This window comes from Vibrio sp. 2134-1, from assembly GCF_033339495.1.
Genome location: NZ_JAWOUS010000042.1, coordinates 1 through 12,921, shown reverse-complemented (window position 1 = coordinate 12,921; position 12,921 = coordinate 1). Strand labels below are relative to the sequence as shown.

Genomic DNA, 12,921 nt, shown 5'->3' with positions numbered 1-12,921 from the left:
TTGAATTGGCTTTAGTGTTTACGGCACAATGGTTCAGGTCGGGTGGTTTGCGTTGTTCACCCCTTAATGCGGCGTTATACGAATTGGAGGAAAATTGGAAAATATCGTATTAGTAGATGAAGTTTTTAGAACTTCACGTGACTTACCTATGAATTACATATCTAGAGCTCATGTTGATGATCTCTTTGTTGATTCGTTGGCGAAACAGACTCATATCGTGATTCATGGGAGCTCAAAGCAGGGAAAAACGTCATTAAGAAAGAAAAATCTACTTGAAAGTGACTATATTTCGATAACGTGCAGCAATACTTGGGGTATTGCAGATATCAATGAATCTATTTTAAAGCGTGCAGGTTATCAAATCACCGTTTCAGAATCCAAAACGCTCAAAGGAACTAGTAAGGTCTCACTATCTGTTGGGTTAACAGACACCAAAATTGGCTCAGATATATCAATGGAGTTGGCTAGGCAAATAAACAAAAAAAGCTTAGAGCTTGATCTAGAAAATACTAATGATGTGATCAGCGCACTAAAAGAAATTGATTTTGACAGATTCATTGTTTTAGAAGACTTTCATTACCTTGATATAGATACACAAGTTGACTTCTCTATTGCGCTGAAGGCTTATCACGAAGAAAGTTCTCTGTGTTTTATCATCGTAGGTGTTTGGCTTGAAGACGATAGATTAACCACTTTTAACGGTGACTTAGCAGGGCGAATTGTATCGATCAATGCAGATATGTGGTTAGACGAGAATATCGATGAGCTCTTCACTGTCAGTGAAGCTCTACTGAATATCTCATTTACTGAAAACTTTAAAAACTGCGTTAAAGAAAAGTGTAATGGTAGCATTTTCCTTGTGCAGCAACTGTGTATGAAGGTGTGTGAAGCTCAAAATATAAGTAAAACGCAACCTGAACAAACAGTTGTAGCGAAGAACATCGATATTACAGATGAAATCAAATCTGTATTAGATATGCATACTGGCAGGTTTACCAAATTCTTAATGGACTTCAGTGCTGGGTTTCAACCGACAGAACTTGAACTATATAAATGGATTTTGTTTGCTTTAGTTACAATCGATGAGAAGTTCCTGCTTGAGGGGTTACCAATACAAGCGCTTAGGCGACAAATCCAGACTGCTCACCCAAAAAAGTCTGAAGTTTCGCTAAAAAAACTTTCTGGCGCTTTAAACAAATCAGTAAGCTTGCAACTCGACAATCGCACTAAGCCAATAGTGTTTGAGTACGATGCTAATCGCTCAAGAGTAAAAGTCGTAGATAAATCATTTTTGCTTTGGAAACAATTCCAAGAATTACCAGAATTGCTCGAATACATCGATTTAGAGGATCTGGCGGCAGAATTCGTATAACAAAGCATTTAAGAGTGATTCGCAACGCTTGGCAGTTTCGCTTCGCTCAAGTATAGCCAAGCGCCGCTCACACCTTAATGCGGCGTTAAGTGCCTTGTCAGCTATGAGGATAATATTGTAATGCAGCTTATTTTTGGTGACCCATATTATGATTCTGATAACTGGGATGAAAGTCAGTACTTTAACGAGCTTGAAGGATGGCTTCGAGAGTATGATGAAAGCCTGCAATTACATCATGTAGATACGGGGCATGGTGCGGATTTCCCTGCAATTCTTGTTGAGTTTTTCGATAGCCTAGATTGGAAGGTTGTATCGGCTTCATCTGTTGCTGGCGTTTTTATGCTTGGCGACAAGATTAACAAAAACCTCGAAGCGTGGATTTCGATCGGTAAAAAATTATCTTCGCTAATTGAAAAATGTAAGCCAACTAGGATTAGTGAGGATGCGGCGATTTGTTGGGTAATTAATGAGTTAAGTAGCCAAGACGTTCCTCTTCAAGATCTCGATATTCGCTTACAGGTTGTTCAGTTTTCTAAGGGACCTCGTAAAAGTAATTTGAAACTAGAAGCGCACCCAGATTGTTTATACATCATTACGGTACAGACGAGTACCAAAGTATTTGTGTACGGTCTCAAGTCGAATTTGAAGGTTGAATTTGAGAAGGCATTTGATACTGCTTGGCATGAGTTCTAGGCACTTAACAAACTGTTTAAGAGTGATTCGCAACGCGTGGCATTTTTACCATGCGTTGAATTTAGTGTTTAAGGTGGTATGCGGAAGCTTCGGTATTGCGTTGCTCACACCTTAACAGAGCGTTAGTTGTAATGGAGAAGACGTGACAATTGAGCAACTAGATAAAGTAGACATCATTGCGCATGACGAAGAAAAAGTAACTTTAGTTATATCCGATCATTTAGGGTGGGATGACCAAAATGAAAAGCTCCTGTTGCTCCAAGAAAAGCTAAACCTTTACTTGTCATTTATTGAGTCTGGTGAAGTGTTTGATCAATACCCGTTGGCAAAGAACAAGCTATTTGAAATTCAGGTCGTTTCAAAATACCAACCTAACAATGAAGCTAAAGAATTCATTTTATTGGCATCAAAATTAGTACGTGAAGCGGGCTTTAGCCTTACGCACGACGTGAGGGATTACAACTAACAATCTGTTTAAGAGTGATTCGCAACGCGTGGCATTTTTACCATGCGTTGTCTTCAGTGTTTAAGGTGGTGTGCGGCTGCATCGGTATTGCGTTGCTCACACCTTAACAGGGCGTTAGAAGCCACTCAAACTTAGGTAACTTAAAATGGCAATGGAATTATTTGTAGTTTTGGCATTAGAAACCTTGCCAAACACTTCTCAAATGAATGAACTGGCAGAGAAAGTATCGATTCCGATAGTTTATGAAGCTGGTATCGATCTTCTAGATATTAAGGGGTATCTGCCAGCCAAAGTAGCGGGTAGAAAGTCAGGTTTGGAAATTCATACATCTGCATATGACAAAGCCTCAATCAAATTGTCTTCTTTTGACGCACAGCAATACCAACAATCGGTGGTAGTTACTCTGAGGTGGGGAGGTGATTTCTCTGAAATGACATCAGCTCTTTCAACAGCGTATCTATTATCTGAGGGCTATAGTGCTACGACTTTTGAGCCCCAAACAAATACGTATTTGAGCACTACGGAACTGAAAACAAGTGTTTTTTCAATGCTAGATACTGTGAAGTGATGGCTTCTAACAAATTGTTTAAGAGTGATTCGGCACGCGTGGCATTTTTACCATGCGTTAGGTTTAGGGTTTAAGGTGGTATGCGGAGGCTTAGGTATTGCGTGCCTCACACCTTAACAAGGCGTTATGTGTCAGAGAGAGATTATGAGATTTTTGCAATTATTTATCTTGATCTTAGTAGTAGGGTGTTCAAGTTCTGTAGAAAACACTTACTCATCGGAATATTTAGATCTAGAGCCAATAGAGTTTGTATCGCCGAGATACCCTAAAGTTGCAGTAGAGAATAACCTGTCAGGGTATGTGGTCATGACGTTTAACATTACTAAAAATGGAGATGTGGCTGATATTGTTGTAATCGATTCCACCCCAAAGGGGATCTTTGAAAAGGTAGCTGTACAAGCGTTGTCCAAATGGAAATATGAGCCACTTGAAGATGTTGAGCTTATTGCTCAAAAACAAAAATTAGTCTTTAAAATCTAACACATAACAAATTGTTCAAGAGTGATTCGGCACGCGTGGCATTTTTACCATGCGTTAGGTTTAGGGTTTAAGGTGGTATGCGGAGGCTACGGTATTGCGTGCCTCACACCTTAACAAGGCGTTAGTTGCCAACGAGGAAAACGCAGCTTAAACAGAATGTTTAGAGTTAAAGTCAGTGTGTTTTTGGTGGGGTTTCGTACTTCAAATTTGAATCGTTCGGGTTTGTGAAAATCGAGTTTTGGTTTCTTGTGTGATTGGATTTTCTGTTTCGTAAGCTTATTTGAGTGTTGAAAGTCAGCTCGGTTAAATTATATCTGTCCAAAAGAGCTTTTTGGTGTTGTTAGCCCGTTTTCTACGGTGTTGTATGTTCCAAGTGGTTTCAGTGACAGGCGCTTTAAAACTGCGCCTGATTTAAGTCCCTCAAAATATGAAATATGGGTATTGGCAAAGCTGCAATCAACTTCAAGTTAAAGCCTTAGCCTTGGCAACTAACAAACTGTTCAAGAGGGATTCACAACGCTTGGCGGTTTTGGTTTGAATTGGCTTTAGTGTTTACGGCACAATGGTTTAGGCTGGGGTGATAGCGTTGTTCACCCCTTAACAGGGCGTTATACAAACGGAGGTGACTGTGAGTTTAGAAGAACTTAATCTTGAAAATCTTCCCCTTCAAAATGAACTGGTTAAATCTGCTTGTTCTGCGTTTATTTCTGAAGACAATGTGGTTGCCGCAGTGCTATTAGGCTCATTGGCTTCAGGTAAGGGTGACCGAGTATCTGACGCTGACATTTTGATTCTTACTCAAAATGAATTCCATAAATCCACACAAGAGTGTTTCTCAGCTTTTGAGCGTGGCAAAGAGATTTTCTATCGTAATCAAGGCTTCCATAATGAGAATGCTTACTTTACAAAGTACATCTTTACGGATTTAACCAGCACAGAGATTCATTGCCTAGATCTAAGCGAACCTTTTGATATATCAAGACCTTTCAAAGTGCTATTTGATAAAGCGGGTGCCGTAGAGTCACGATTAACCGAAGCTCTAGCACCAAAGCACGAAGACTTTCCTGCATATACAAATGGTGACCAAGGCTTAATCTGGGAACTTTTAGAGTGTATAAAGTGGTTAAGCCGAGGTAAAAATGAACTAGCCAAATCTTACCTTAAGAAGTTGGCGGAAAAGCTGTAAAAGTTTGTATAACAAAGCGTTTAAGACGGATTCACAACGCTTGGCATTTTTAGTTCGAATCAGCTTTAGTGTCTATGGCGCAATGGTTTAGGTTCAGCGGTCGCGTTGTTCACCACTTAACGCGGCGTTATGTAGCAAGGAGGGTAGATATGCTTAAGCTCATGAATAAAAAGGCTTATGTTCAGTCAGTGGCTAAAGATGTAGCTCCTAAGCTGTGTGCTAAATTTGGGAAAAAGAACATCTATTCGTTTCGTGAAATTAGTAGGGTATTGAACCAGATTAATCGCAGTAATGACCGGTTCTATAAATCAGTTTCTTATGGCATGTTGCTGCCATACAGTAAAGAGTTGGCTTTGGAACTACATGAAGATCTTGGCGACTTGTTGGATTTTCAAAAGTCTGTCGGAAAGATCCTATTTAACGTATCTGAAGTCCCATCATTTGAAAGCTACTTACTATATGCAGAAGTAAATGTAGAACCTAATAGTAAAGTGACGAATACCAGCCTAGATAGTTCTGGTGGTATAAACCTTTTTGATGTGGGTGGTGGCGAGTAGCTACATAACAATCTGTTTAAGAGTGATTCGCAACGCGTGGCATTTTTACTATGCGTTGGTTTTAGTGATTAAGGTGACATGCGGAGGCTTCGGTATTGCATTGCTCACACCTTAACAGGGCGTTATGCGGCAGAGGGTGATAAGGGGCTAGAGCTTGAGTCCTAGCCCAATTAAACAACTACTACTTAGTTCTTACAGCCGTTTTTGTCACATGTAATTTTACTGTGTGAGTCGCTCCAATGAGATGCTTCTTTCTTGGTGTCAAAGCCACAACCAGTAGTACCTCCTTTTTTGCCTTTATGAACGACTCCAGTGGGTGTGTGTTTTACTGCCATAAACGTACTTCCTATCTATCACCAGTATTGGTGCCCGTATTTTACTTCTGAGAACAGTTTTAAAGTGTGTGCTTGGTTGCTTATTTCATCTCAAAGTAAGGTAAAATTAAACTTTGCGAGCAACCGCATAACAAACTGTTTAAGAGTGATTCGCAACGCGTGGCATTTTTACTATGCGTTGCGTTTAGTGTTTAAGGTGGTATGCAGCGGCATCGGTATTGCGTTGCTCACACCTTAACAGGGCGTTAGGGAGTAGGAGGTTAAGATGAATTATCCGATGAGATCAAATTCTCATGTTACAGATGAAAAAGCTATCGCTTTAATTAAGGAGGCCTTGATTGATAGTTGGGTCGTTAGAGATCCAGAGGGTAGAGATTATGGGATAGATCTTCAGCTTGAAAGGTTTGATGAAGGGTATCCAACTGGAGACTTCATTTTTGCTCAAGTGAAAGGTACTGAAAAAGAATTTGATCATGAGGTAAAGCTACAAAACTTCCCTGTAAAAACCATCAATTATGCTCTTTTGTTTTCAGTGCCTTTTTTTGTGCTCTATACATCTGTGAAATCAAAAACTACCAAATTCATATGGTTGCAAAAATATGCAGAAAGTAATTTGGATATTCATAAACCTAAATGGAGAGAGCAAAGTACGGTTACAATCAATTTTCCGATAGAGAATAATATTGATTCAAATGTTGAGAAAATAATTTCAATATCAAACTTTGAGAGAAAAGTAAAAGTAGCGCATAAATACGTAATGCTCTATGAGAGATACTATGAGTTTTTTAAAAAACTAAAATCTGGCGAATACGATGCAGCTAAGGTTTGCAATGGATTATTGTGTTCTATGCTAAAAATACGATGCTTCGAAGAGTTTGGGGGGGATTTTTTGTTAGGTCCTGATAAAAACCATATTAAAACCTCAATAATAGTGTGCAGCTGGATTTTCGAAAAAGCAATGGAAACAAAATCAATTAAAAGCGATGAATTACAAAGGTTGGAAATTTTAAATCAATCTTTAAAGTTGTGTAAGTTAGAAGCCGTTAATCTTGAGCTAAGAGAAAATATAGCAAATAGGATAAATGAAACTTCAGCATATTAACTCCCTAACAAGCAATTTAAGAGGGATTCACAACGCTTGGCATTTTTGCTTCTACTTCAAATTTAGTGTTTATGGCACAATGCTCTTTAGGTTTGGGTGGAGGCGTTGTTCACCCCTTAATTGGGCGTTATGCGACCGGAAGGAAAATTATCTCATTTCTCTTTCTCGCTCTCTTTATCCACCCGTTTTTCGGTGTCGGCAAATCCATATTGTCGGCCTAAATTCTTGAATCACTCCAGCCGTAAAACATGCCAAAGTTCGTGGGTTGCCTCATTGCCTTTCCGTGCCGATTGGTTGTGACTTTCACTGGCTCAAAGTGTGGAAAGGGCTAGTTTATCGAAGCTTTCGTTTTCGCTAAGGATTTTCAGCTTTTGGTTTCTCTGGCTTAAAAGCCACTTTGTCGCCGAAAGCTCGCATTTCGTGGTTGTTGAAATCTCGGCTGTAACATAGTGACTCTGCCGTTTCTTGAATCACAAAAAGTGCTTGGTTTGTTTGTGGTTTTTTGTGTTTAAGGTAATCTTCATTTGGCCAAGTTGGCTTATGCGTGCAAATTCGCATAACAAGGCATTTAAGAGTGATTCCCAACGCTTGGCGACTTCAGTTCAGGTTGGGTTTCGTGTTTACGGTGCAATGGTTTAGGTTTGGTGGTAGCGTTGCTCACACCTTAATGCGGCGTTAGTTTTCAAAGGGAAATCCGAATATGGAGTATGCAACGGAGTATACGAAAGTTGAGAAGATTGTAAGGCTTTCAGTGTTTGCTTGTGTGGGCTTTATTTTAGTTGTACTACATCAGAATTTATTTTTACCACTCATTACTGATATAGCCGAGCGTCCTCATTGTTATGAGTTATTTGGGTTTAGTGCTGTAGATTATTTTTGGCATCCAATATTTATTGGCATTCCATTATCAGCGTTCGCATTTTCAAGTGCGGTCATGCTACCTATTGGATTTATGGGAATCAAAGAGGGGCGCTTTCCTCCGAAGTCTGTAAAGGTTTATAAGCCAACAGTGGTTAAAAGTGGAGCTGTTGCTTATATCAAATCCGGTGCTCACATACTTCTTCCAGCAATGATTTTGATGCTATCCATTTGGGGTTATCATCAAGTTGAAAATATGCCCCAAATAGACAAGCAGAAACTGGATTTCAGTCTTTGCCAAGAAAACTAACAAAGCATTTAAGGCGGATTCCCAACGCTCGGCATTTTTGGTTTGCTTCAACTTTAGTGTTTACGGCACAATGGTTTAGGTTCGGTGGTCTGCGTTGCTCACCACTTAATGCGGCGTTAACTGGCGCAGAAAATACGAAAGCACAATGATACAGTTTCTAGGTTCAGAGATTTAGCGTGTTCGGTCGCTTTCCTTAGCTGAGCTAATGCGACTAATTTCAGTTTGATACTTAAGTTTACTGATGTGAAAGGCGGCACAAAGCCTTCTAATAATATAAGGCATTCGCGATTAGTTCGGCGCACTTATATCGCCGAAGTATGGTGTTGTGAGACGCATTTCAAACTAAAGATAAACGGTAATTTTTTGGTTAAATACATATTTGAGTTAGCTTTGCTAATCATTAATTAGCAAAACGAGCTTTGGCGAAAGTGGCTGAAGGATCGGCGAAAACTGAAAGGCGCTCAGTTAACAAACTGTTCAAGAGGGATTCGCAACGCGTGGCATTTGCACTATGCGTTGGTTTTTAGTGTTTAAGTTGGTATGCGGCGGCTTCAGTATTGCGTTGCTCACCCCTTAACAGAGCGTTATAAGCTTCTGATAAAAAGGAATATTTGTGGCAGATGAAACAAAGGAAATTAGCATTACTCCAACGATCACTTCGTTGTTTAAGCCAACAGGAGACTATCTTGGGGAAGAGCTAAAAAACTATGTCCAGTCTCGAGTTGAGAAGGCAAAATTGTCTAAGCAATCTGAGAACGTTCAAAGTCATTTGGAGAGTATTCGAACGAAAGCAACTCAGAATGACGGTCATCTAACTTATCATCAATTAGACCTATTTGAAGAGTGGGTTGAAGGCGCTTCAAAAGTTGACCCGGATGATAAGTTACTATCTGAAATGTGGCAAAACTTGCTATTAGATTCGAAAAACAGTTTTAACTCCGAGATAGTGCTCGATAAGCTCAAAAGTATTAGTTCAGGTGATGCACAGACTTTGATAAAAGTATATTTCAAGAAGGCGCTAAACAAAGAAGACCGATATAGGTTAAACAAGCTAAAAAGCCTAGAGTTGGTTGAACAAAATGAGTTGAAAATAGAGGGATTTAAGCTGTTGCTTATTCTCTGTGTTGGTGCTTCAGGCGTTTCGACATTTGCACTATCTCTATCACCTCCAGAAGTGCTCACCAATATGCCGTACTTAGTACAAACTATAGTTCCTTATTTGCCTCTTTTGTGTGCAGGTCTTCTTGGGTATGTGTTGATTAAAGGGTTGATATCAGGGAAACGAACGTTCTTTAAGGTTTGGCAGTTAACATGGTTGGGAGAGCGTTTAGTTAATCTAAACAAATAGCTACGCTTATAACAAACTGTTTAAGAGTGATTCGCAACGCGTGGCATTTTTACTATGCGTTGGTTTAGGTGATTAAGGTGGTATGCGGTGGCGTCGGTATTGCGTTGCTCACACCTTAACAGGGCGTTAAGTGTCAATTCAACATGGTATTACGGTTGGAAATAAGATTCGATGGAAGAAAATAATAATAGACTTAATCAAGAATGGGTGACTCTCAATGCGGTAAGAGACATGGTCAAACTTGCTTCCAAAGGCAGTATGTCAAAGTCTACTTACGACAACACGTTAGAGTTTGCTGGAGACCTTTATCCTGAGCTCCTTGGTCCGGAAAATAGCCTTCTAAAAAGAGAACGAGAGAGTGATACGACAAAGGAATATAGACAAAGAGCTGAATTAGAGTCTCTGCGTGAAGAAACGGAAGTTAGTGCCTTAGAATTAGTCTTAAAGGATATTGCTGAGTACGAGTCCTTACTCGATGTTGCTAAAGCAAACCAAAAAGACCGCAAACGGACTGACCAGCTTAAACGTAGGCTTAGCCAGTTAGATAAGGCAAAAAAAGAACTAGAACCTAAAGCTCACAGTGAAAATCAATTGATTTTCCGTGATGCATATAACGTTGAAAGAAATTTACCAGAGCTCTCAAAGGGACATGCGCATAAAGATTTTCGCTTAACTGATGGAAAGATCCTTCGAGTCCGCGTTTTACACCCAGATAGACCTGAGCACATAACAGGAGCAGATATAATATATGAGCGACATAATGATCGCACTGGTGGCATAAGTATCGTCGCAGTTCAATACAAAATCTGGGAAAACAGAAAAATGTATCTTTCCGATGATCGTATGAATGGGCAAATTGACAAGATGCGAGAATTTCTCTGTAACAAAGGGATTTGTCAGTCCAATTCCGAAGAATATCGGTTCCCATGTTGTTCCGGTTTCTTGAGACCTACGGATAAACTGCAAACCGCTGAGCAAAAGTTTATTTCAACCGGTGAACATTTACCAATTTGCAAAATTGAAGAGTGTACGAGCTATGGTAAGCGCGGTGGTCTTCAACTTACGTATGACGATATAAAAGAGTACTCTCTTTCCGGTGACCTATTCGAAGAACTCTTTAACCGAGGAAAGATTGGTTCTCGTGAATTAACGCGTAATGAATTGGAAGACTTATATCATGAGGCATCTGTTATTGACTCGTCAGATACCGTAGTAATTTACGTGCAAGAATTTGACACTTAACAAGCAATTTAAGAGGGATTCACAACGCTTGGCATTTTTGCTTCTACTTCAAATTTAATGTTTATGGCACAATGCTTTAGGTGTGGGTGGTAGCGTTGTTCACCCCTTAATTGGGCGTTAGGTGAATTAATGGAATATCACTACACAAATACTGATAGATTGATGCAGCTAAATGACTTAAAAGGACGTTTGACGCTTTTAATTGCTCATCTTCAACTAAATCATAAAGATGCCAAGATAGTTTCAATATACGAGCGTGCTTTGTTTGACGTAGATGAGCTGATTTGCAATGGTTTTAACCAAAATCAATTGTCGAATGTTAGTGATTCAATCCCAGATCTTTTTAATCGGCACAAAGATTGGGGACCTCCCTTAGAAGTTGGCTCTGATGGTAAGTTGTCTGAGCCGCGATGGTTTTTAGTGTTAGAGAACTATCTTCAACCTGTTCTAAAAAGTGCAAGGGAACTAAAGGAGTTGGGTGCGCGATAATTCACCTAACAAACTGTTCAAGAGGGATTCGCAACGCGTGGCATTTTCACTATGCGTTGGTTTAAGTGATTAAGGTGGTATGCCGCGGTATCGGTATTGCGTTGCTCACCCCTTAACAGGGCGTTATGTGCTTGGAGGGAAATAATGAATTCAAAGGAAGTCGTCTTAGCTTTTTGGGACGCAATGAAAACTAATGATTTCGCGAAAGCAAGTGAATGGCTTAGCCCAGATTTTGAAGGGTTTTGGCCTCAATCTGGTGAGCTTATTGTTGGACGAGACAACTTCACAGCAATCAACTCTTTCTATCCAGCAAATGGTACTTGGGAGTTCGTCGTTCATTCAATCGTCTGCGATGGCGAAACAGTAGTCACTGATGTATCTATAACTGATAGCGTTCAAAAAGCGCGTGCTATTACTTTCCATACGGTAGAAAATGGGCTTATCCGTAAACAGAAAGAGTTCTGGCCAGACTCAATGGAAGCGCAGGAGTGGCGTTCCAAGTGGGTGAGGGTGGTGCAAGAGCAGGCACGCACATAACAAAGCGTTCAAGAGGGATTCTCAACGCTTGGCAATTTTGGTTCTAAGTTTAGCTTTTGTGTTTATGGCACAATAATTTAGATTTGGTGGCTTGCGTTGTTCACCCCTTAACGCGGCGTTAGTTGCGTCATAGAAAAATTTTAATACGTCAGAAAGGGAAAGCATTATGCCAATAGATTTAACAGAAACTTTGGTTGTTGGGATTTCAGCTACTGCACTATTTGATTTATCTGAAGCTGATGAGATCTTTAGAGAAAAAAATAAAATAGATCCAAACACAGCGATAGACGAATATCGAACATATATGCTTGAGCACGAAGATGAACCGCTAAATGATGGTACAGCTATGCCGTTAGTACGGTCACTGTTAAATCTCAATACGCACAAAAGTCCGGAAGATTATGCGCCAATAGTCGAAGTGGTTGTTATTTCAAGGAATAGTCCGGAAACTGGCTTTAGAGTATTGAATGAAATTCGTAGGAGAAAACTCCCTATTACTCGTTCAGCATTTACAGCTGGTGAAGCGAGTTCGATCTATTTAGACGCTTTTTATGTCGACTTGTTTCTAACTACCAATGAGCAAGATGCTCAAGAGGTCATCGATAGTGGGGTATGTGCCTCGGCATTAGTAAAAAGGCCCCCTCAGTCAGAGGCGAGTTTGAACGAAGACCAAGTTCGCTTTGCTTTTGATGCGGATGCTGTGCTTTTTAGCGAGGACAGTGAAATTGTTAACCAAATGGATGGGTTAGAAGAATTCTGGCGTAGTGAAAATGAAAAACAGGATATCCCTTTACAAGAAGGGCCATATGCTAACCTTCTGAAAAAGCTATCAAAAGTACAAGAAAGGTTACCGGGGCGTATTGAATACTCTCCTGTAAAATTGGCTATTATGACGGCGCGAAATAGCCCTGCGGAGATGAGAGTTATAAAAACCCTTCGTAGTTGGGATGTGTATATTGACCAAGCATTTTTTCTTGGAGGTTTAGAGAAAAGTCGCTTTCTAAAGGCCTTTAAGCCACATATCTTTTTTGATGATCAAGATTCACACTTGGACCCAGCGTCAACAGAGGTTCCGAGCGCAAAAGTTCTTTATCCATCAAACTCAATTCTGAATAAAATAATGCAGGAAAAAGCTAAGAAAAAAGTTGATACAGCGCCAGACGAAGCATGCAACTAACAAGGCATTTAAGAGTGATTCCCAACGCATGGCATTTTTCATTCCATCGTTGGGTTTTGTGTTTACGGTGGACCGGTTGGGTTTCGTGGTAGCGTTGCTCACACCTTAATGCGGCGTTATGTTTCCGAGTACCCCACGTTTAGTAGACACTTTACTAAGTTAGCTCTAGGGTCTAATTGAGAGGTGATTTATGGCTAAACA

The 12,921-nt window shown here is 40.1% G+C and carries 14 protein-coding genes; all 14 read left to right on the top strand.

Annotated features, from left to right (window positions below; genetic code table 11):
• Positions 1 to 94 precede the first annotated feature (94 nt).
• The 14 genes from R7R78_RS23100 to R7R78_RS23035 all read left to right on the top strand — a co-directional run bounded on the left by R7R78_RS23100 (position 95) and on the right by R7R78_RS23035 (position 12,720).
• Positions 95 to 1,372: a hypothetical protein gene (locus R7R78_RS23100; RefSeq protein WP_225474292.1), complete on the top strand. Its 1,278-nt coding sequence runs from the start codon at positions 95 to 97 to the stop codon at positions 1,370 to 1,372.
• Positions 1,373 to 1,492: 120 nt separating this feature from the next.
• Positions 1,493 to 2,065 (top strand): hypothetical protein, encoded by a 573-nt coding sequence (locus R7R78_RS23095; protein ID WP_225474291.1) that lies wholly within the window; start codon positions 1,493 to 1,495, stop codon positions 2,063 to 2,065.
• Between the two features lie 142 nt (positions 2,066 to 2,207).
• Complete coding sequence (locus tag R7R78_RS23090; protein ID WP_077200549.1) at positions 2,208 to 2,531, top strand: DUF6572 domain-containing protein; 324 nt, start codon at positions 2,208 to 2,210, stop codon at positions 2,529 to 2,531.
• 145 nt (positions 2,532 to 2,676) lie between these two features.
• A complete protein-coding gene (locus R7R78_RS23085; protein ID WP_225474289.1) occupies positions 2,677 to 3,099 on the top strand; it encodes a hypothetical protein in 423 nt (140 codons plus the stop codon).
• 144 nt (positions 3,100 to 3,243) lie between these two features.
• Positions 3,244 to 3,579 carry an energy transducer TonB gene (locus R7R78_RS23080; RefSeq protein WP_010648852.1) on the top strand — a complete coding sequence of 112 codons (336 nt, stop codon included), beginning with the start codon at positions 3,244 to 3,246 and terminating at the stop codon, positions 3,577 to 3,579.
• A gap of 628 nt (positions 3,580 to 4,207) precedes the next feature.
• The gene (locus R7R78_RS23075) at positions 4,208 to 4,765 is read left to right on the top strand and encodes a nucleotidyltransferase domain-containing protein (protein ID WP_225474287.1); all 558 of its coding nucleotides are present in this window, start codon (positions 4,208 to 4,210) and stop codon (positions 4,763 to 4,765) included.
• Between the two features lie 149 nt (positions 4,766 to 4,914).
• Positions 4,915 to 5,322, top strand: coding sequence for a hypothetical protein (locus R7R78_RS23070; protein WP_054702857.1), 408 nt, complete (start codon positions 4,915 to 4,917; stop codon positions 5,320 to 5,322).
• Positions 5,323 to 5,922: 600 nt separating this feature from the next.
• Positions 5,923 to 6,759, top strand: a complete 837-nt coding sequence (locus tag R7R78_RS23065; RefSeq protein WP_225474285.1) for a DUF4365 domain-containing protein — start codon at positions 5,923 to 5,925, stop codon at positions 6,757 to 6,759.
• A gap of 700 nt (positions 6,760 to 7,459) precedes the next feature.
• Positions 7,460 to 7,927 carry a hypothetical protein gene (locus R7R78_RS23060; protein WP_225474284.1) on the top strand — a complete coding sequence of 156 codons (468 nt, stop codon included), beginning with the start codon at positions 7,460 to 7,462 and terminating at the stop codon, positions 7,925 to 7,927.
• A gap of 613 nt (positions 7,928 to 8,540) precedes the next feature.
• Positions 8,541 to 9,275, top strand: coding sequence for a hypothetical protein (locus R7R78_RS23055; protein ID WP_225474283.1), 735 nt, complete (start codon positions 8,541 to 8,543; stop codon positions 9,273 to 9,275).
• Positions 9,276 to 9,446: 171 nt separating this feature from the next.
• Positions 9,447 to 10,517 (top strand): hypothetical protein, encoded by a 1,071-nt coding sequence (locus R7R78_RS23050; RefSeq protein ID WP_225474282.1) that lies wholly within the window; start codon positions 9,447 to 9,449, stop codon positions 10,515 to 10,517.
• Positions 10,518 to 10,646: 129 nt separating this feature from the next.
• Complete coding sequence (locus R7R78_RS23045) at positions 10,647 to 11,006, top strand: hypothetical protein (RefSeq protein ID WP_225474281.1); 360 nt, start codon at positions 10,647 to 10,649, stop codon at positions 11,004 to 11,006.
• 144 nt (positions 11,007 to 11,150) lie between these two features.
• Positions 11,151 to 11,543, top strand: a complete 393-nt coding sequence (locus tag R7R78_RS23040) for a nuclear transport factor 2 family protein (protein ID WP_225474280.1) — start codon at positions 11,151 to 11,153, stop codon at positions 11,541 to 11,543.
• A gap of 166 nt (positions 11,544 to 11,709) precedes the next feature.
• Positions 11,710 to 12,720 carry a 5'-nucleotidase gene (locus tag R7R78_RS23035; RefSeq protein ID WP_193303365.1) on the top strand — a complete coding sequence of 337 codons (1,011 nt, stop codon included), beginning with the start codon at positions 11,710 to 11,712 and terminating at the stop codon, positions 12,718 to 12,720.
• Positions 12,721 to 12,921: the final 201 nt, after the last annotated feature.